The organism is Arthrobacter sp. HS15c (assembly GCF_040812005.1).
Lineage (GTDB): Bacteria > Actinomycetota > Actinomycetes > Actinomycetales > Micrococcaceae > Arthrobacter.
The window spans coordinates 16091-35041 of sequence record NZ_JBFOHM010000003.1 but is presented as its reverse complement, the minus strand read 5'-3'; the positions used below and the strand labels follow the sequence as shown (position 1 = coordinate 35041).

15 protein-coding genes are annotated in these 18951 nt (G+C 64.5%); 4 read left to right on the top strand and 11 right to left on the bottom strand.

From position 1 onward, the window contains the following. Nucleotide 1: 1 nt before the first annotated feature. On the bottom strand, nucleotides 2–1003 hold the full coding sequence (locus tag ABV518_RS05285) for a bile acid:sodium symporter family protein (RefSeq protein ID WP_367765782.1): 1002 nt from the start codon (nucleotides 1001–1003) through the stop codon (nucleotides 2–4). A 157-nt stretch (nucleotides 1004–1160) separates the two neighbouring features. Here ABV518_RS05285 and ABV518_RS05280 point away from each other — a divergent pair, with 157 nt between their 5' ends. Next, nucleotides 1161–2312 (top strand): GGDEF domain-containing protein, encoded by a 1152-nt coding sequence (locus ABV518_RS05280; protein ID WP_367765781.1) that lies wholly within the window; start codon nucleotides 1161–1163, stop codon nucleotides 2310–2312. A 21-nt stretch (nucleotides 2313–2333) separates the two neighbouring features. Here ABV518_RS05280 and ABV518_RS05275 read toward each other — a convergent pair whose 3' ends face one another. The 4 genes from ABV518_RS05275 to ABV518_RS05260 form a co-directional block, all read right to left on the bottom strand. Beyond that, nucleotides 2334–3827 (bottom strand): SulP family inorganic anion transporter, encoded by a 1494-nt coding sequence (locus ABV518_RS05275; RefSeq protein WP_367765780.1) that lies wholly within the window; start codon nucleotides 3825–3827, stop codon nucleotides 2334–2336. Nucleotides 3828–3833: 6 nt separating this feature from the next. After that, nucleotides 3834–4940: a GTP pyrophosphokinase family protein gene (locus ABV518_RS05270; protein ID WP_367765779.1), complete on the bottom strand. Its 1107-nt coding sequence runs from the start codon at nucleotides 4938–4940 to the stop codon at nucleotides 3834–3836. Nucleotides 4941–5149: 209 nt separating this feature from the next. Continuing rightward, complete coding sequence (locus ABV518_RS05265; RefSeq protein WP_367765778.1) at nucleotides 5150–6145, bottom strand: Gfo/Idh/MocA family oxidoreductase; 996 nt, start codon at nucleotides 6143–6145, stop codon at nucleotides 5150–5152. Between the two features lie 2 nt (nucleotides 6146–6147). Then, nucleotides 6148–7326, bottom strand: coding sequence for a Gfo/Idh/MocA family protein (locus ABV518_RS05260; protein ID WP_367765777.1), 1179 nt, complete (start codon nucleotides 7324–7326; stop codon nucleotides 6148–6150). Nucleotides 7327–7436: 110 nt separating this feature from the next. Here ABV518_RS05260 and ABV518_RS05255 point away from each other — a divergent pair, with 110 nt between their 5' ends. The 3 genes from ABV518_RS05255 (at nucleotide 7437) to ABV518_RS05245 (ending at nucleotide 10277) form a co-directional block, all read left to right on the top strand. After that, entirely contained in the window at nucleotides 7437–8474 is a 1038-nt protein-coding gene (locus ABV518_RS05255) for a LacI family DNA-binding transcriptional regulator (RefSeq protein ID WP_367765775.1), read from the top strand. Between the two features lie 161 nt (nucleotides 8475–8635). Continuing rightward, nucleotides 8636–9439, top strand: coding sequence for an alpha/beta hydrolase (locus ABV518_RS05250; protein WP_367765774.1), 804 nt, complete (start codon nucleotides 8636–8638; stop codon nucleotides 9437–9439). Between the two features lie 106 nt (nucleotides 9440–9545). After that, nucleotides 9546–10277, top strand: a complete 732-nt coding sequence (locus tag ABV518_RS05245; protein WP_367765773.1) for a FadR/GntR family transcriptional regulator — start codon at nucleotides 9546–9548, stop codon at nucleotides 10275–10277. 353 nt (nucleotides 10278–10630) lie between these two features. Here ABV518_RS05245 and ABV518_RS05240 read toward each other — a convergent pair whose 3' ends face one another. The 6 genes from ABV518_RS05240 to ABV518_RS05215 form a co-directional block, all read right to left on the bottom strand. Continuing rightward, entirely contained in the window at nucleotides 10631–11836 is a 1206-nt protein-coding gene (locus ABV518_RS05240) for a glycerate kinase (protein ID WP_367765772.1), read from the bottom strand. Between the two features lie 119 nt (nucleotides 11837–11955). Then, the gene (locus ABV518_RS05235) at nucleotides 11956–12384 is read right to left on the bottom strand and encodes a universal stress protein (RefSeq protein WP_367765771.1); all 429 of its coding nucleotides are present in this window, start codon (nucleotides 12382–12384) and stop codon (nucleotides 11956–11958) included. A gap of 245 nt (nucleotides 12385–12629) precedes the next feature. After that, on the bottom strand, nucleotides 12630–13055 hold the full coding sequence (locus ABV518_RS05230; RefSeq protein WP_367765770.1) for a heme-binding protein: 426 nt from the start codon (nucleotides 13053–13055) through the stop codon (nucleotides 12630–12632). Between the two features lie 20 nt (nucleotides 13056–13075). After that, entirely contained in the window at nucleotides 13076–15277 is a 2202-nt protein-coding gene (locus ABV518_RS05225) for a malate synthase G (RefSeq protein WP_367766149.1), read from the bottom strand. Beyond that, nucleotides 15277–16758: an FAD-binding oxidoreductase gene (locus tag ABV518_RS05220; RefSeq protein ID WP_367765769.1), complete on the bottom strand. Its 1482-nt coding sequence runs from the start codon at nucleotides 16756–16758 to the stop codon at nucleotides 15277–15279. Before ABV518_RS05220 ends, ABV518_RS05225 begins: the two co-directional genes overlap by 1 nt. Nucleotides 16759–16852: 94 nt before the next feature. Next, a complete protein-coding gene (locus tag ABV518_RS05215; protein WP_367765768.1) occupies nucleotides 16853–18928 on the bottom strand; it encodes an alpha-amylase family protein in 2076 nt (691 codons plus the stop codon). Nucleotides 18929–18951 lie beyond the last annotated feature (23 nt).

Sequence of the window (18951 nt, the reverse complement as noted above, 5' to 3'; positions counted from 1 at the left end):
TTCAGGCGCTCTTCGCGTCCTGGAGCGGGCGCCGGGCCAGCCAGGCGGCCACAATCGCGCCGGAGATGTTGTGCCACAGCGAGAAGACGGCGGACGGCAGCGCCGCCAGGGGTGAGAAGTGGGCGGTGGCCAGCGTGGCTGCCAGGCCCGAGTTCTGCATGCCCACCTCGAACGCGAGGGCGCGGCGTGCCTTGTCATCCAGCCGGCCCACCTTCCCCGCCAGGTAGCCAAGGCCCAGGCCAAAGCCGTTGTGCAGCACCACGGCCAGGAACACGATGCCGCCGGCCGCGACGATCTTGCTGGAACTGCCGGCCACCACGATGGCCACGATCAGGGAAATCACGACGGCGGATGCCCACGGAAGTGCCGGGAGCACCTTCGTGACGAGCTTCCTGAGGAAGAGCCTGGCGAGGAGGCCGGCGACGACGGGCAGCAGTACGGTCTTGACGATGTCGCCCACCATGGCGCCGGCGTCGATCTGCAGGTAGGAGCCGGCGAGGAACAGCACCAGCAGCGGCGTGACAATGGGCGCGATGAGCGTGGAGACCGAGGCCACTGCGACGGACAGGGCAACATCGCCCTTGGCCAGGAACGCCATCACGTTGGAGGCGGTGCCGGACGGTGCGCAGCCCACCAGGATGAGGCCCACGGCCAGCTCGGGTTCCAGGTTCAGCGCCACGGCGATCAGCCAGCCGGCCCCGGGCATGATCACGTAGTGGGCCACGATGCCCAGCACCACTGCCCACGGGCGCTTGGCCACAGCGGCGAAGTCCGGCGGGGTCAGCGTCAGGCCCATGCAGAACATGATGATGCCCAGCAGGTAGGGCACACTGGGGCCCAGGGGCTTGAACGCTCCAGGGATGAAGAATCCCAGGACACCCGCCGCGACAACCAGGAGCGGGAAGACGGTGACCGCGATCCTGGCGATCTTCGCCTCCGCAGCCAGCGCAGGGTTGGTGGGGGCCTCAATAGGGGGATTCTGGGATTTTGTTGCCTCAAGCATCTAATCATGCTGGCACTGGCGGGCGGCCCGGAGCCAGTTCATGACCCCGCTCGGTAACAACCCACGCCGTCTCTTCGCGGGTTTTTGCCCGGTACGGCGGGCCGCGGTGCGATACTGAGGTTTGCATCACATCGGCAGTCGGGGGGAACTTCGGAAAATGGTCCTGGATACAGCGACGCTCAGAATCGCGTTCGCGCTGATGGCCATGGTGCTGGGGTTGCTGTTCTATTTTTCGGCCTACCGCTTCACACGGTCTCCCTACAGCGGCTGGTGGTGCCTTGCCCTGGTGTTTTTCCTGACCGGTTCAGCCGCCTTCCTTTTCAATGGAACCGGCCATCAGTGGTGGGCCAATCCCCTGGGAAACGTCCTGGTGGTTCACGGCGGGATGGCCGTCTGGGCGGGTGCGCGGTCCCTGCGGACTGTGCCGCCGCGGCGGTGGCTGTTCACGGCGATACCCCTTGCCACCCTGGTTGCCTCCGCCGTCGACAATCCTGGCACCAACACCTGGTCCGGCGGCGCAGTGTTCCTGGCCGCCATGAGCCTGACCGTGGGGCTTGCCTCAAGGGAACTCTGGCGGCTCGAGCCGGGATATTCGCGCGTCAGGATCCCCATGGCTGCCGCGGCGGCGGGGATGTCCGCGTTCTATCTCGCCCGGCTGGTGGTCTTCCTGATCGAAGGCCCGGCCGGACACACCTTCGTCACGTACTTCGGTTCCGCGGTGACCACGCTGGTGACCATGGTGCTGCTGGTGGTGGTGTCCTTCAGCATGGCGGCGCTGAGCAGTGAACAGCAGACCCGCGCCCTCCGGATGGTGGCCACCCGGGACGACCTCACGGGGTTGCTCAACCGCAAGGCCTTCTTCGACCTCGCCTCGGAACACTTGGCGGACCCGGCCGTGACCCGTGCTTCCGGGGCGCTTATCCTGGCCGACCTGGACCATTTCAAGGCGGTCAACGACACCTACGGCCATGCCGCCGGCGACCTCGCACTGCGGGCATTCGCCGAAGCGTGCCAGGACACCGTGCGGACAACCGACCTCACAGGACGGTACGGCGGGGAAGAGTTCATCCTGCTCATCCCCGGGGCCACGGCGGACCGCGCGGAACGGATTGCGGACGCAATCAGCCGGCGGATGGCGGATTCGGCCGGACCGGAAGGCCCGAGGATGCCCACCGTCAGTTACGGCATTGCCACGTACGACGCCGGGACGCCGGGCCTGGACGCCCTGGTCGCCTCGGCGGATGCGGCACTTTATGCGGCCAAGTCCCAAGGCCGGAACCGGACGGCCCGCAGCGACACCCCCCGTTGAGTTTCGGCTCCGCAGCCAGCGTCAGTTGAGCTTGCCCGCCAGCCGTTCGCGCATCTGGACGCTCGCCGAGTTCAGCCCGATCAGCTCCACTTCCCGGCCGTGCCTGCGGTACTTCTCGGTGACGGCGTCCAGAACGGCGATCGTGGAGGCGTCCCACAGGTGCGAGGCGTGCAGGTCGATCACTACCCGGCTGATGTCCGGCTCGGCATCCAGGGCGTACTCGAACTGGGTGTAGAGATCGTTGGAGGAGGCGAAGAACAGTTCACCGTCCACGGTGTAGGTGGCCACGTCCTCGCCGTTCAGCTCCACCACGGTCCGCTCGACGGTGACAAAGTGGGCCACCCGCCGGGCGAACATGGCCATCGCCGCCAGCACCCCTGCCCCGACGCCGATGGCCAGGTTGTGCGTGGCTGACACCACGGCCACGGTGATGACCATGACGGCAGTCTCGGACTTGGGCATCCGGCGCAGCGTCCGCGGCGCGATGGAGTGCCAGTCGAAGGTGATGGCGGAAACGAAGATCATCACGGCCACAAGTGCGGCCATCGGGATGAGGCCCACAACGTCACCCAGCAGCACCACCAGGATCAGCAGGAAGACCCCGGAAAGGAACGTGGACACCCGGCTTCGGGCCCCGGACCCCTTGACGTTGATCATGGTCTGGCCGATCACGGCGCAGCCGCCCATGCCGCCGAGGAAGCCGGTGACGATGTTTGCCACGCCCTGGCCCCAGGATTCGCGGGTCTTGTTGGAGCGCGTGTCCGTGATGTCGTCCACGAGCTTGGCGGTCAGCAGGGATTCCAGCAGCCCCACCAGGGCCATGGACAGCGAGAACGGGGCGATGACCTGGAACGTTTCCCACGTCAGCGGCACATGAGGGATGAAGATTGAGGGAAGGCTCTCCGGAAGCTGGCCCTTGTCCTGGACGGCCGGCACGTCCACTCCAGCCACCACCACAAACGCGGTGAGCAGCACGATGGCCACCAGCGGCGCGGGCACGGCCGTGGTGATCCTGGGCAGGAGCACCACAATGACCAGGCCAATGGCCACGAGCGGGTAGACCATCCACGGCACGCCGATCAGCTCGGGAATCTGGGCCAGGAACACCAGGATGGCCAAGGCGTTCACGAATCCCACCATCACCGACCGCGGGATGAACCGCATCAGCCGGGTGACGCCGAGGACCGCCAGCAGGATCTGGAAAACCCCGGCCAGGATCACGGCCGCGATGAGGTGGTCCAGGCCGTGGCTGCGCATCAGCGGGGCGATCACCAGCGCCACCGCGCCCGTGGCCGCGGAGATCATGGCGGGCCGGCCGCCCACAAAGGAGATGGTGACGGCCATGGTGAAGGAGGCAAACAGCCCGATCCGCGGATCGACGCCGGCAATCACCGAGAAGGCGATGGCTTCGGGGATGAGGGCGAGGGCCACCACCAGTCCGGCCAGGGCTTCGGTCTTGAGCCGGCGGGGTGAGCGGAGGGTGGCCCTGACGGACTGGAGCTGCAGGGGCTGCATGGATCCCTATTTCTTGGTCTGGCGGTAACGCTCGATCTGTTTCAGCCGCCGCAGGAGGCTGTCGCGCCGCGGGTGCGGAACGGCGTCGGGCGCCTCGGCGGTGAGGTCAATGTGCTTGGTCCCGTACTGCCACAGCAGGAGGTCATCCAGCAGGCGGTCCGGGCCGGGGGAGTACCGGTGGTCCAGGGCCTTGCGGACCTCGGTGATCCGGTTGGCGCTGAGCAGCCCGGCGAGCTGCACGGTCTGGTTGAGGCCGTGCGCCGCCATGAGTTCGGCGGCCCAGCCCCAGTCATCATCAACTTTACGGTCCACGTGCGGCAGCAGCGTACGCCAGACGTCCCGGATGCGGTTGGGTGTGAGCTGGGCGGCGCCCTCACCCTCAACGTCCCAAAAACTGCGGACTTCCTCATACCGCTCGTGCAGGTCCGCGAACGCGCTCTCCACCGTCTCCAGCATGGCGGCCGTGGCCGTGAACTGCCGGTCGAAATGCGGGGTCCAGGCGCGGGGGTCCTCGGCCTTGAAGCGGATATCGTGCTCGATCTCGCTCCAGGCGTGGGCGAAGACCGTGCGGATCTGGCATTCGAAGAAGTAGCTGCCGTTGGGCTGGATGTCCGGGTTGAAGGCCTGCTGGTACTCCTTGACGGCCTCGTTCTGGATGGTCCGCAGGATCAGGTGGCGGCTGGAATAGCCGTAGGTCCCGGACTCGATGGAACCGATGTCCTTTTCACGGTCGCCGCGGCAGTCGAACACGTTCCGCTGGCGTTTGATCAGGTTGGCCACCAGGGCGTTCTCCGCCGGTAGCTTGGTGATGACCCGGACCCCCACCATGTCGTTCAGGGTCCGGAACGGGTCCGGGAACTTCAGGACCGGCGGCCCGCCCGGTTCCAGCGGTTCCTCGATGCGGGAGATTTTTTCCTTGAACGACTCCACGGATTTGGTGCGGCCGGTGACAAACAGCGGGGTCACCTCGGTGTCCTTCAGCATGTCCCGGAGGATATGGAGAACGTCCTTGGTGACCAGCTTCAGGGCAGGGCGGACGCGCTCGTAGATCTCCACGTTCTCCTGCACGGATTCGCGGAGGCTGACATCCAGGCTGTCCCAGTTACTCGGCATGGCTCCAGCTTACGGCGGGGGTCCGACGGCGGGCGTTCAGTCCCGACCCTCTCTCACTTTCTGCAGGAAAATCCCGATCCCTCTATCACCGGGTGAGAGAGGGATTGGGAAAAACCCGCAGGAAGTGAGAGAGGGTCTTGGCCGGGCGGTCACAGCCGGGCACCCCGGCCGCACTCGCCGGTCGTTTCACGCGTCAGCAGGAGCGTGCCTCAGTACAGAACCGGCTCGCTCTTCCCTGTGGCGAGGGAACGCGTGGCCGCTTCCGCGATGGCCTGGGCCTTCAGGCCGTCCTCCAGCGACGGGCTGATGGCCGATCCGTTCTCCAGCGCGTCAACAAAGGAAGCCAGCGCCGCAGCGTAGGTCGGTTTGACGCGTTCAAACCAGCCCTGGTGAAGACCGTCGTCCGCCACCCGGCCGGCACCGTACCGGGACACGTTGCCGTCGCGCTGCCGGCGGGCCTCGGCCATGCCCGTGGAGCCCAGGACCTCAATGCGTTCGTCGTAGCCGTAGCCGGTGCGCCGGGTGCAGTCGATCTGCACCAGCGCCCCGGAGGGCAGCCGAAGTGTGATTGCGGACGTGTCCACGTCGCCGATCTCCGCCAGCCGCGGCTCGGCAAGGATGGAGCCCGTGGCGAAGACCTCCACCGGCTCCAGGCCGGAGATCCAGCGGGCCAGGTCGAAGAAGTGCACGGCCTGGTCCCGCATCTGGCCGCCCGAGGTCGCGAGATATTCCAGCGGAGGCATGGAAGGGCCGCGGCTGGAGAGCTGGATGAGTTCAACCGTTCCGATTTCGCCGGAGTCCACAATGCGCTTGAGTTCGGCGTAATCCCGGTCGAACCGGCGGTTGAAGTCCACCATGGCCCGGGCCGAACGCCCTCGGGCATGGGCCACGGCGTCGCTGGCCTGCGCCAGGTCGAGGTCGATGGGCTTCTCGCAGAGCGCGGCCAGGCCGGCGTCGACGGCGCGGCGGAGGTGGGCGGCGTGCGTGTCCGTCGAGGAGGCAATGAAGACGGCGTCCACCTCACCGGAGTCGAATATGTCCTCCAGGGAATGGGCGACGGCGGCGCCGAACTTCCCGGCGACGGCCCCTGCCCGTGCCGTGTCGACGTCGTACACCAGCCGGAAGTCGACGTCGGGGTTGGCGGCCAGGCTGGCCGCGTGGACGGTGCCGATGAATCCGGCCCCGATGAGGGCGAAGCGCTGCATGGTCAGACCTCCTGGAGGGATGCGCTGGCGGGGACCGTCCAGGCGCCGTTGTTGGCGTGGGAAGCGGCGACGGCTTCGACGAACTGCACGCCGATGAGGCCGTCAACGCCGGTGGGGAAGGACAGCTCGCGGATGGTGCTTGCGGTGCCGTCGCGCCGGGCGGTGAGTTCGTCGGCGAGGTCGCGGTAGAAGTTTCCGAAGGCTTCGAGGAAGCCCTCGGGGTGTCCGAGGCCCACGCGGGTGAGGCGGGAGGCGTCGTCGGACAGCGTGCTGAGGCCGTGGGTCAGGATGGTGGTGGTACCCGCCAGGTCCTGCACGGAGAGGTGGTGCGGGTCTTCATGCTGCCATTCCAGGCTGCCGTTGTCCCCGAAGACACGGATCCGGAGCCCGTGGTTGTGGCCGGTGGCGGCCATGCTGGCCCAGATCCGGCCGGTGACACCGCCGGTGAGGCACAGCGAAACGGTGGCGTGGTCGAAGACTTCCCGGCCGGGGACCAGTGTCTGCAGCTGGCCGGTCAGCTCGTCGGTTTCCAGCCCCGTGATGTAGCGGGCCAGCTGGTAGGCGTGGGTGCCCAGGTCGGCCACGACGCTGGGGAATCCTGCCACTTCAGGAGTGGTACGCCATTTCGCCTGCTTGTGCCCGGTGAGCTCCAGCGGGGTTGATGCCCAGCCGGAGGCGTGTTCGACGTCGACGAACGTGATGCGTCCCAGGGCTCCGTCGCGGACCATTCGCGCGGCCTGGCGGACCATGGCGTACGCAGAGTAGCAGTGCGGGACCGCCAGGATGGTGCCGTTTTCGTCGGCGAGGCGCACCAGCTCCGCGGACGTTGCCGAGTCACCCGTCAGCGGCTTTTCGCACACCACTGCGATGCCGCGTTCGAGGAAGGCCTTCGCGATGGGGAAGTGGCTGTCGTTGGGGGTGGCCACCACCGCGACGTCGATCCCGTCGGGCCGGGCGGCCTCCGCGTCGGCCATCTGCCGGAAGTCCGCGTACGCCCGGCCTTCCGGGATGTGAAGTTCCGCCGCCAGCCGGGCCGCCTGCCCGGCGTCACGGCCGAACACGCCGGCCACCAGTTCGTACCGGTCATCGAGCCGCATCCCGAACCGGTGCGTCTTGCCGATGTCAGCACCTGCGCCGCCTCCCACCATTCCGGCCCGAAGGCGCCGTCCTGCTTCCGTCATCGTTGACTCCTCGTGTGGACACATCTGTTTGGACAAATATAGACCGTTCCATATTGAGGCAGCCCACGGACTTGCGCAAGCCCTAGACTGGATCCGACCCGAGGAGTTGCATGCCTGAATCCGATGCCGGTGCCCGCCCGGTCCGGCAGCCCACCATCCGTGACGTTGCCGAGCGCGCAGGTGTCTCCAAATCGCTGGTCTCGCTTGTGCTCCGCGAGGCCCCGCACGTCAGCGACTCCCGCCGTCGGGTGGTCCTCGAGGCCATCGCCGAGCTCGGCTACCGTCCCAACGCGCACGCACGCGGGCTGTCCCGGACCAGGAGCGACACCGTCGGTGTGCTGCTTCACGACCTGCGCAACCCCTGGTTTGTTGAGCTGCTTGAGGGGCTGTCCGCCACACTGCACACGGCCGGGCTCTCGCCGCTGCTGGCTGACAGCTATACCGACCGGCGGATCGGGCGTCGCTCGGTGGAAGCGCTGGTGCACCAGGGGATCGACGGGCTGGTCGTCGTCGGAACAACCCCCGAGTCCGAGGCCATCCAAACGGCCGCCGAATCCATTCCCGTGGTGCTCGCCGGCACGCGCGATCCAAACCTTCCCGGCATGGACATCGTTGTGGACGACGACGACGCCGGCGCCCGCAGTGCCACCCGGCACCTCATCGAGCTGGGCCACCGCCATATCGCCCACCTGCGCGGGCCGGGTGAGATCGGCACCCTCCGCCTGGCCGGGTTCCGTGCGGCGATGGCCGACGCCGGCCTGGACCCGGACGAGTTTTCGGAGAACGGTGGAATGAGCGAGGAAAGCGGCTATGCGGCCACCCGCCGGCTGCTTGCCGGGGATAACCGTCCCACCGGCATCTTCGCCTTCAACGACCTCGCCGCGATCGGCGCCCTCTCGGCGGCCGCGGACCAGGGGCTCAGCGTGCCCGCGGACCTGTCAGTGGTGGGCTATGACAACAGCTACCTTGCCCGGATCCGGCACATCTCGCTGACCTCGGTGGACAACGGCAACCTGGCGGTGGGCGTGCAGGCCGGAAAGTACCTCATCGAACGGCTCGAGGCGTCCGTGCAGCTGCAGCGGATCCACCTCGTGCCCACGTCGCTGGAGGTCCGGGGTTCCACGGCCCCGCCCGGCACCGCACGGTAGGCTCGGGCACATGGCTGGGCTGCGGCGTCGGGCGTTCGTCTCAACGGCGCTGGCTGGCCGCCGCGGCGGGCATCGGCGTTCTGGCCGCGTGTTCGCCAGGCTCTGAGGGGACCGTCCCCGTGGAGGAAGAGTCTCCTGCGGGAGGGCCAGGGGAGGGCGCAGTGCAGCGGCATAAGTACCACTACGGTGAGGATCCCAGCCAGTTCGGGGAGCTTTACCTTCCGGAGCTGCCCGACGGCGGCGCGCGCCGGGGCGTGGTGGTGGTCATCCACGGCGGCTACTGGCGCTCGCAGTACGGCGCCGAGCTCGGCGAACCGCTGGCCAAGGACCTGGCCGCCCACGGAATGGCGGCCTGGAACCTGGAGTACCGCAGGGCCGGAAACGGCGGCGGCTGGCCCAACACCTTCGCCGACGTCCTGGCGGGAATCGACAAGCTGGCCGGCCTCGCCGCGGAGCATTCGCTGGACCTGGACCGCGTGGTGGCCCTGGGCCATTCGGCCGGCGGCCACCTGGCAGTGTGGGCGGCGGGCCGCGGGCGGCTGGCGCATCTGGGACTGCCCGACGCCGACCGTCAGGTCCTACGGGAAAACGGCACCGGCGCGGTGCGGCTGGCAGGGGTGGTCAGCCAGTCCGGGCTGCTGAACCTGGCCGAGGCCGAAAAGCTGGACCTCAGCAACGGTGCCGTGAGCAACCTGCTGGGCGGATCGTCGTCGAAATATCCGCTGCGCCTCAGGTACGCCGATCCGATGACGGCGATACCGCTGGACGTGCCCGTCCACGTGGTCCACGGGGCCGCCGACGCCACCGTTCCGCTGAGCCAGTCCGAGTCCTACGCTTCAGCCGCCGTCGCCGCCGGCATGACGGTGCGGCTGACCAAGGTGCCGGGGGACCACTACGACCTGATTGACCCCAAGTCCACCGGGTACAGGGAATGCAGGGAGCTGGTATGGCAGATGCTGGGGTGACGCGGACGATATATTTCTATTCATTCGATACATCTAGACATTGGACATCCCATCTCCTGTAAGCTGTAGCAAGAGAAAGTCGCCTTGGCGACGAGGAGGAGATCACGTGGCCCTTGCATCGCGAGAAGTATCGCCAGCCCGTTTCAGCGCCCAAATCAGGTCCAACGCGCTGCAGACGCGGATCATGGAGCTCATCCTGGAGCAGGGCCTGGATGTGGGGGACGCGCTTCCCACCGAAAGTGAGCTGTCCGCCGAGCTGGGCGTGGGCCGCAACACCGTCCGGGAATCCCTGAAGGTGCTGCAGGCGCTGGGTGTGATCGAGATCCGGCACGGCTTCGGCATGTTCGTGGCGCCCAACAACTTCAGTGCCCTGGTTTCCGGGCTGACGTTCCGCGGCCGGTTGTCGCTGCGGCACAAGGGCGAAGAGGCCATGGAACTGATCGACGTCCGGCAAGCCCTGGAATCCGGCCTCATCGGTTCGGCGATCGAGCTCATGACCGCCGAGCACCTCGCGGACCTGCGAACCACCATGGAGGCCATGGAGGCGGCCGCGGCCAAGGGTGAGGCGCTGGCCGAGCACGACGCCGAGTTCCACCGCCGGCTCTACGCTCCGCTGAACAACGCGCTGCTCATCAACCTGATGGACGTGTTCTGGCAGGTCTACCGCCAGATCCACCAGGCGCTGGGCTCCGGCCCGGTCAACCTCGAGGAACAGGCCCGCGTCCACTGGGACATCTACGAGGCCGTGGAGAAGAAGGACAAGGCCCTGGCGTCCGAACGGCTGCAGCGCCATTTTGACGGCATCCGGCTCAAGCTCAAGGATGTTGCGTCGCGGTAGGTCCGGCCGTCCGGCCACGGGCCACGTCGCCTTGCCCACGGCAGCAAGGATCTCGGCAGGCCCCCTGTCAGGTTGGAGTCTGAGACCCTCGGCTGAGCGAGTGTAGAAATGGCCTACTTGACCCTATTCTGACGATGTTTTGCTGGGCTGTCTGACGTCAGGTTGGGGTGTACCCTATCTGGATTGGCTGACTTGCCCGCAGGATGAGGCGTCAGCCGACATCCTGCGCACTGGAGGTTTTGATCCGCTGGCGGACATGGTTGTCGGGCACGTACCCGCCGGGACGATACAACTAGACGTCTTAACCCACACCATTTACTCGGCCGGATTGTTCAGGCGGAGAAATGACCAGGTCAAAGCGGGCTCCGGACAGCGATACCCTTGTGCGGGTGGACCGTCCGAGCCGGGATGGTAGCCTCCAGGCGTCTACCGATCTGCTCGCCCACCCGCTCCAGAAGCCGTCCGGCTTGCGCAATGCAAGTCTCTACGTCGCTTTCAAGTCCCGTCAAAGCGTATGTCTCTTGGAAGCCGGCGTCCGCGAGCTCTCGCCGGGCCAGTGTGGTGCGCCCACATACAGCCACCACGGGCGATCCTGCCGCGGCTGCGGCTCGGGCTACACCCAGAGGCGTTTTTCCCAGCAGGCTTTGTTTGTCGAGGCTGCCCTCACCGGTAATCACTAGGTCGGCGCCGGCCAGACGCTCAGCCAGTCCTGTGAATTCGAGGACGACATCTATCCCGGGGCGCCGCTTCGCGGCCAGCACCGCAATGGCGGCGTAACCTACACCTCCTGCTGCTCCGGCTCCGGGGGCCTCCGTTGCCTTGATGGCGCGGTGACCGATTTCGCTGGCAAGGACTTTGGCAAACCTGGCCAACGCACTATCGAGCGTGTCGATGTCCTGTTGTGCCAAGCCCTTTTGCGGGCCGAACACCGCCGCTGCACCCCCGGTGCCGAGCAGCGGATTGTCGACGTCGGATGCCAGCACGAAGCGTGCGTCCTTCAGTCGGGGTTCAAACCCGCTGAAGTCGATGGTGTTAAGGCGGCCCAGGGCGGCTCCGCCCGCCGACAATTCCTTACCGTCTGCGTCCAGAAACTTGGCGCCAAGACCCTGAAGAACGCCGGCACCGCCGTCGGTGTTGGCGCTGCCGCCGACGCCCAGGATGATCCGACGGCAACCTGCATCCAAGGCCGCAAGGATCAGTTGGCCCGTCCCAAGACTGGTAGCAGTAGTGGCGGAAACCGAATCGGGCTGGCCTCCAAGGAGAACTTGCGGCATCAGGGCCAGCCCTGATGCCGTGGCCATCTCGATGACGGCTTCATTTCCCCGGACCGCAAAGTCCGCCTCGACCGGGTCACCCGCGGGGCCGGTCACTGTGGCCCGGCGGCGGGTGAAGCCGGAGCCGACGGCGGCGTCGAGGGTTCCCTCGCCGCCGTCGGCTACCGGTATCCGGAGAATATCAAGGTTTCCACCAACCGCCTGCAGGCCGATTTCCAAGTGCATGCAGACATCCGAAGCCGACAAGGAACCCTTAAACTTGTCCGGAGCAATCACAATCCGCATGGTTAGCCCTTCAACATCAGAATGGAGGAGATCCAAGCGTCTGCTGCCGACTCGGACTGTCGCAAGGGGATGCAGGAGTAGACAATGTCAACTGCCGGGCTAGTGCCGCGCTCCACGGCTTAGTCGGCATGATGAGTGTTGGCGATATAAACGTCGCAGGGGGCGTTATGAGCCACGCTGTTGGCCACACTTCCTAGCACCCGGCTGATGCCCTTCATTCTGCGGTTGCCCACCACGATAACCCGCGCTTCAAGGCGGAGAGCCTCGTTGATCAGTGCGTCGGACGGCTTTCCCTGGGCAACAGAGTAAGTCACCGGGATTTTCCGCCAGAGGGATCCAGCGACTTTTCGTGCCACAGTCTCCGCTCCGTCAGCCTCGGATACAAGCCATTCGTCACTACCGCTGCTGAAGGCCTCGGTGCGGTCGTCGCCGAAAGCCGACATTACATGCAGGGACGCTCCCAAGGCTGCGGCAAGGTCCCGCGCGGACTCCGCTGCTTTCTTGGCCGTGTTGCTCCCATCAACCCCTACAAGGATTATTCCGGTCATCTTTTTGCTCCTCTACTCGCAGTTACTGCGGCCTATCCGGTGGGCCTTGTGCCTGACGCTGCGCTGCGTGAAGCAGGGCTCGTGGTATCTCCAGGACATTCGTCACAGGAGATTGCGGCGCTTTGGTGTACCTCTAAATACCCTGGCTGTCACGCCAGAGGCCCGGGCGTCAAATGAACAGATGGCGCGCTCCGCTGACTGGGAACTGCTCCTCTCGATAGCGGAGAGGCTCCCACCTGCAAGGATCAGGTCGTCGCGATCGCGTTGCTCAACATGTCCAGGACTGCGAGGCCGATTTCGGCGTCCTGGTCGGGAGTTCCCCCTGCGACGCCAAGGCCTCCCACGTGCTTTCCGTTGAGGACGACGGGGAATCCGCCGCGGATGTTTGTGAGGAGGTTGTCGGTTCCCATTGGGAGAGTGAGTGCGAAGTCTCCCTGCATCCACCCGGTCGGTCTCCGTGAGGAAGCCGCTGTGTTGGCTTTTCTCCGGCTGGTCTCCACGCTGTGGGGCATCGATCCATCCGCGCGACCGAAAGCGATAAGGCCCATCGTGGGATCTACGACTGTTACTGCCACTGCCACACCGCGCTTTGCTCCTTCTTCAATGGCCAATGACACAGCCCGGGCGGCTGCTGGGTAACTAACTGAAAATGATTCAATGTAATTCTGCATGAGGGTCTCCTTGACGCCGGTTAGTTTCGTGTGGGCAGAGCTGCAGAGCTGATGAGTCTCGCTTTCAGCTCTCGTCGTCGCTGATGCAGGAGAGGCTCGGTGTAGCCGTTGGGCTGTGCGGCTCCTTGGAACACCAGGTCGGCAGCACACTGAAAGGCGATGCTTTCCGCATGGTTGGAAGACATAGGGCGGTATAACGGGTCAGCTAAGTTTTGTGCGTCTACAACTGCGGCCATCCGACGCATGCTTTCGTGCACGTCCCGCTCGCTCACCACTCCATGCCTGAGCCAGTTGGCGATGTGTTGGCTTGATATGCGCAGGGTGGCACGGTCCTCCATGAGTGCAACGTCATGAATGTCAGGAACCTTGGAGCACCCCACCCCCTGATCGACCCAGCGGACGACGTATCCGAGCAGGGACTGCATGTTGTTATCAAGTTCCTCCTGGCGCTCGGCTGCCGACCACGCCGGGTTAACCGCGATGGGCAGAGTCAGTAGGCCATCGAGCGTTCCGCGACGGCCCTCAAGCGATATTTCCAGCTGCCGGGTAGGGACATCAACACGGTGGTAATGGATTGCATGGAGGGTAGCCGCGGTCGGCGAAGGTACCCAGGCTGTGGTGGCGCCGGCCATGGGATGGGCTATCTTTTGATCGAGCATTGCCGACATGAGGTCCGGCATCGCCCACATGCCTTTGCCTATCTGGCCGTGGCCGGGCAGCCCCACTTCGACGCCTATATCGACGTTTTGATCTTCATAGGCGGAGATCCAGGCTTGGTTGCGCATATCAGCCTTGCGGACGAAGGGCCCAGCCTCCATGGATGTGTGTATTTCGTCGCCGGACCTGTCCAGGAATCCGGTGTTGATGAATACCAGTCGTTCCCGGGCTTCCGCTATGCAGGCCTTCAGGTTGACTGTGGTCCGTCGTTCCTCGTCCATGAGGCCGAGCTTCAGCGTGTTCACCGGCAGGCCAAGAAGTTCCTCCACTCGGCGAAAGAGTTCCACCGTGAAAGCTACTTCGGCCGGCCCGTGCATTTTCGGCTTGACGATGTAAATGGAGCCTTGAGACCCGTTCCGCAGGGGGTTGGAGGGATCCCGGCCGGGCAGTGCGGTTAGCGTGGTGACGACGGCATCCAGGATGCCCTCGCCGATCTCATTTCCCTGAGCATCGAGTACGGCGTCGGTGCTCATGAGGTGGCCGACGTTGCGGGCGAAGAGGAGCGCCCGTCCGGGCACCGTGACCTCTCCCGCGCCATCCGGGGAGGTATAGCGCCGATCGCTTGCCAGCCGCCGAACCATCACCTCGTTGCCCTTTGCGAACGTGTCTGCCAGATCGCCACGATTGATCCCGAGCCAATTGCGGTAACAGAGAATTTTGTCCTCAGCGTCCACGGCGGAAACTGAATCCTCGAAGTCGACGATCGTCGTGATGGCGGATTCGAGGAGGACATCGGAGATGCCTGCCGGGTCCGTCTGTCCGACCGGTGTTGAGGGGTCGACAGTGATCTCGACGTGAAGCCCATGGTGGCACAAAAGGATCGCCGATGGCGAGCCGGCCTCACCCAGATAGCCAGCGAAGAGTTCAGGCTGAGTCAGGCTGCTCGAGGTGCCGTCCGCCAGCTCCGCCGTCAACTTGCCGTCGCGAACGGTGTACCCTGTCGAATCGCCGTGGCGTCCGGCTGTCAGAGGGAAGAACTCGTCGAGCAGGCCGCGCACAAATGACACCACCAGCCTGCCGCGTGCCGCATCGTAGCCTTTTACTCCCGTCGCAGGCGCCAACGCGTCTGTGCCATACAGCGCATCATAAAGGGAGCCCCACCGCGCGTTGGCGGCGTTAAGTGCGTACCTGGCATTTGAAACGGGGACAACCAGTTGGGGTCCGGCTACGACGGCGATTTCCTTATCGACTCCTGTGGTGAGCACCTGTACGTCTTCCAGTTCGGGCAGGATGTACCCGATTCCTTCCAGGAAGGTCCGGTATTCATTCCGATCGAACGGAAACGGGTGCAGCGCGTGCCATTCGTCAATATGTGCCTGCAGTTCGTCGCGCCGGGCGAGCAATTCCCTGTTCCGTGGTGCTAAATCGCGCACAATCTGGTCAAAACCCTGCCAGAAGTCCGTTGCTTCGATGCCCGTGCCAGTCAGGGCCTCCTGCTCGATGAAACGGTGCAGGGCTGTATCGACGGAGAGGCCTCCGGCTTGGATGCGATTTTCCTGGTCCATCATGAGTGTCCTGTCCTTGTCGCGGCGCCGGCAGTACCTGCAGCGGCAAAGACGGCTCCGGGGTTGAGGATGCCTGCCGGATCGAGGGCGCGTTTCACGTTGTGTGAAATCTCAAGCAGATCCTCTCCGATCTGGTCAACGAGCCAGGGCCGTTTGAGTCGGCCTACGCCGTGCTCGCCGGTGATGGTGCCTCCCAGTTCTATGGCCAGGTCCATGATTTCACCGTAGGCGAGGTAGGCGCGTTCCTTCATGTCGGCGTCGTCCGGGTTGAAAACAATCAGCGGATGGGTGTTGCCGTCACCGGCGTGGGCGATGAATGCGATGACCACATCGCGGGCTTCAGCGATTTTCTCGACTCCGAGAATGAGTTCTCCGAGCCGGGGGATGGCTACTCCCACGTCCTCAAGCAGCAGCGTGCCCAACCGTTCGACTGAAGGGATAGCGATACGCCGGGCGTGGGCAAAACGCTCGCCTTCCTGCTCGTTTGAGGCTTCGAATGCCTCGAAAGCGCCATGCCGCCGGAAGGCCTCCAGCATGGTGGTTATTTCGGTGCCGCTGGGGCTTTGGTCATCCGAGCGTGCTACAACGAGGGCGGACGCCTGCCGGTGCAGGCCCATGTCAAGAACGTCTTCGACGGCGTTGATGGACGTCGCGTCCATGTACTCGAGCATTGAAGGGCGGACGCTCGACGCGATCTCCAGGATCGCGGCTGCAGCCTCCCCGCTGCTGGCGAACCAACCTACTACAGTCCGTGCCGGTGGTGCTGTCGGCAGGAGCCGCAGGGTGAGCTCGGTAATGATGCCAAGCGTTCCCTCGCTGCCGACAAAGAGTTTGAGCATGGACAGTCCGGCAACGTCCTTCAGCCGCGGTCCACCAAGGCGTACGACGCGGCCGTCAGCGGTGACTACTTCCATTCCAAGGATGTAATCGGACGTCACTCCATACTTGACGCAACACAGTCCGCCGGCATTGGTGGCGGCATTGCCGCCGATGGTGCAGATCTCGTAGGAAGCGGGGTCGGGTGGATACCATAGTCCCGCCTGGGCAGTTGCTGCCTTGACTTCAGCATTGAGAAGCCCAGGCTGGACCACGGCAGTGCGGGTGACTGTGTCCACCGTGATGTTCCGCATCCGCTCGGTGCTCAGCACTATGCCGTTGCTGACAGCGGTTGCGCCTCCGGAGAGCCCCGTCCCGGCGCCTCTGGGTACCACGGGGATCCGATGTTTCGCCGCCCACTGCATGGTTGCCTTGACGTGCTCGGTGGTCAAGGGAAGTACAACAGCCATCGGCATGCCCGCGTCGGGGTCGAAGGCGCGGTCCTGTCTATATGGGCCCATGGCGACGGGATCAGTGGTGAGTGCTTCGGGCGGCAGTACTCGAGCTAGCTCGTCTATGATCCGGCCGCTGGTGTCTTTTTGGTCAGTTACTCCGGATGCAAGGTCTTGTAGCTCTGCATCCTGGACGTTGGCAGCGTGTGACACGTGGTCGCGCTCCTTTCGGTCAAAGTTTTAGGAAGGAAATCGTGGTTCGCACGCGCAGGACGGGGTGGCCCCGGCAAGCAATTGTCGGCGTCCTTCAGTTGGTGAATTGCACTACTTCGAAGAGTTCGATCGTTGGTAGTTCGATCAGCAAGTCGTTGCCCTCGGCGCGGGTCTCCAGCGGAGTTCCTGCCACAAGCGCCTGGACCTTGAGTTCCCTCGATGCTCCTCCGTGAAGGCGCAGTTGTCCGCCGCTGAAGGGGAAGTGTGGGCCGTAGGTACGACGGCGAACACCGGAGTGGTTGATCAGGTGGATCACGGTGCCCTGGTTGTTGGCGCCGGAGATTAGCTCAATGTTTTCGTGCAGGTCAGCCGTAAGTTCCGGCTCCGCCATCGTCTGCACGAGCTCGGCGAAGTGGTCACGCACGTCTGTTTTTCCGAATTCCCGATAGGTTCGGCCGATTGTCCAAGGGAGATGAAGAACATCCCCGTTCCCGAACTTCCCGCGAACATAGGCGGGGTCGCCGCTTCCTTGGTGGCCGTAGGCCAGTTCGGGTGGGCCGAACGGCGCACGGGGGAGCATGAAACCAGTGGATGCGGTACCTGGTTTCCAGACGTAGCGCTGGTAGCGACCAAAGACCGGTAGCAGCGGAGCCTGATAGTGATAGTCAGCCATCCTGGGCTGAGGCTGATCGGTGACGTAAGTGGAGCGAAGTTCAGTTCCTTCGAGCGCCGGAGTCAGTGCCTGAAGGGCAAGACTGCTGGACATCTCGAGGTCACCGTCCCGGCTGAGGCCGGCAGAACCTGTGGAAATCACTTTCCCGCCGCGGCGGACAAAGGCGTCGACGGCTTTTGCCGCGCTACCCATGTTGCCCAGATCGGGCAGGACGACCAGGCTGTAACGGCCCAGTTCGCCTTTAGTTTCGAGGGCTGCCAGCTCGCTAACGGGGACGACGTCGAAGGAGAGGTGGGTTTCGAGCAGCGATAGGTATAGCCCGCGGAACTCTTCAACGATCTCCCAGTAGTTACCTGCGGCGCCGGATGAAAAGTTCGGGCGAACCAAGGCGATGGCGGCGGTTGGCCGCAGGTCCTTGTATACCGAAGTGTTGCGCTGACGGAACCTCATGACGTCCCGGGCGTGGGACGTACTCCATTCCGTGGGGAGCCGGCCGGGAGCTCCGAAGTAATAGGCGGACGGGTTTCCACCGCGTGCAATCGTCTGCACGATGTACTGGGCGAAGTGCTCCGGCTGCTCGGAGCCCATCCGGTAGGCGGAGTCGATAAACGCAACGCAGTTCACCATGATGGCTGCCTCCGGCCGCGAGGCGACGTGGGCGCTGACCGCCTCAGCGGTAGCATGCGGCCAAAGCTCTTTTCCCGGCATGGACTTGAAGGCGTTACTTCCCTCGATATAGACCATGGGGGCACCCTCGCGAAGGAGGACTCCTATGTCCTTTCCCCGGGCTGCTACGTGGTCCGCGATTTTGGAGGTGAGCTGCTTGAGCGTGGCGGCCGTATATCCGCTCCAGAGTCCGAATGACTCGGAGGTCCTGTCGGTGGGCAAATCACTTCCACCGCTGAAGAGCGCAAATCCCTTGGCGCAGGATTCGCAGTGGCATGGGCCATGCATGACTTCGTCGTAGTCGCGCACATTGAAGTTGAACCAGTTGAAAAAGACGGCGTCTACGTCATAACGGTCGAGGACCTCATCCAAGACGTCAAAGGTCCGCAGCTGATAGTAATCGCCCGAGGGGCAGGCGCTATACAGCGTGTTGTATATTTGCGGTTTTCCCTCCGCCGAGCGGAATAGCCATTCTGGGTGTTCGCGTGCCAAACGTGAAGTTACTTTTGACATATCGAACCGGGCAATGACCTTCAGTCCCCGGGCTTTAGCCGCTTTGACGGCGTCGCCAAACAGGTCCCCTGAAGGACGTCCGGCCAACAATGGGTTACGCGTCTGGAATGGAAGGTCTGTCGGGTAAAACGACATGATACCGCCGGCGTTAAGAAGCCACGTGTCTGCCCCGTAGTCCACGACGGCATCAGCTGCCGCCTCCGCATCCATGTCTGCATCTATCTCCTGGAGATTGGTTTGCAGCACATTGAAGGGTTCATGCCATCGGCTGTCCTGAGGAAGACCGCGCTCGTACATGTTCAGTTCTTTTTGCATCATGACCTATCTGGATGAGGTGCCTG

Coding starts and splice junctions, on each gene's coding strand:
- ABV518_RS05285 (WP_367765782.1), bottom strand. CDS start 1,003: ATGCTTGAGGCAACAAAATCCCAGAATCCCCCTATTGAGGCCCCCACC.
- ABV518_RS05280 (WP_367765781.1), top strand. CDS start 1,161: ATGGTCCTGGATACAGCGACGCTCAGAATCGCGTTCGCGCTGATGGCC.
- ABV518_RS05275 (WP_367765780.1), bottom strand. CDS start 3,827: ATGCAGCCCCTGCAGCTCCAGTCCGTCAGGGCCACCCTCCGCTCACCC.
- ABV518_RS05270 (WP_367765779.1), bottom strand. CDS start 4,940: ATGCCGAGTAACTGGGACAGCCTGGATGTCAGCCTCCGCGAATCCGTG.
- ABV518_RS05265 (WP_367765778.1), bottom strand. CDS start 6,145: ATGCAGCGCTTCGCCCTCATCGGGGCCGGATTCATCGGCACCGTCCAC.
- ABV518_RS05260 (WP_367765777.1), bottom strand. CDS start 7,326: ATGACGGAAGCAGGACGGCGCCTTCGGGCCGGAATGGTGGGAGGCGGC.
- ABV518_RS05255 (WP_367765775.1), top strand. CDS start 7,437: ATGCCTGAATCCGATGCCGGTGCCCGCCCGGTCCGGCAGCCCACCATC.
- ABV518_RS05240 (WP_367765772.1), bottom strand. CDS start 11,836: ATGCGGATTGTGATTGCTCCGGACAAGTTTAAGGGTTCCTTGTCGGCT.
- ABV518_RS05235 (WP_367765771.1), bottom strand. CDS start 12,384: ATGACCGGAATAATCCTTGTAGGGGTTGATGGGAGCAACACGGCCAAG.
- ABV518_RS05230 (WP_367765770.1), bottom strand. CDS start 13,055: ATGCAGAATTACATTGAATCATTTTCAGTTAGTTACCCAGCAGCCGCC.
- ABV518_RS05225 (WP_367766149.1), bottom strand. CDS start 15,277: ATGGACCAGGAAAATCGCATCCAAGCCGGAGGCCTCTCCGTCGATACA.
- ABV518_RS05215 (WP_367765768.1), bottom strand. CDS start 18,928: ATGATGCAAAAAGAACTGAACATGTACGAGCGCGGTCTTCCTCAGGAC.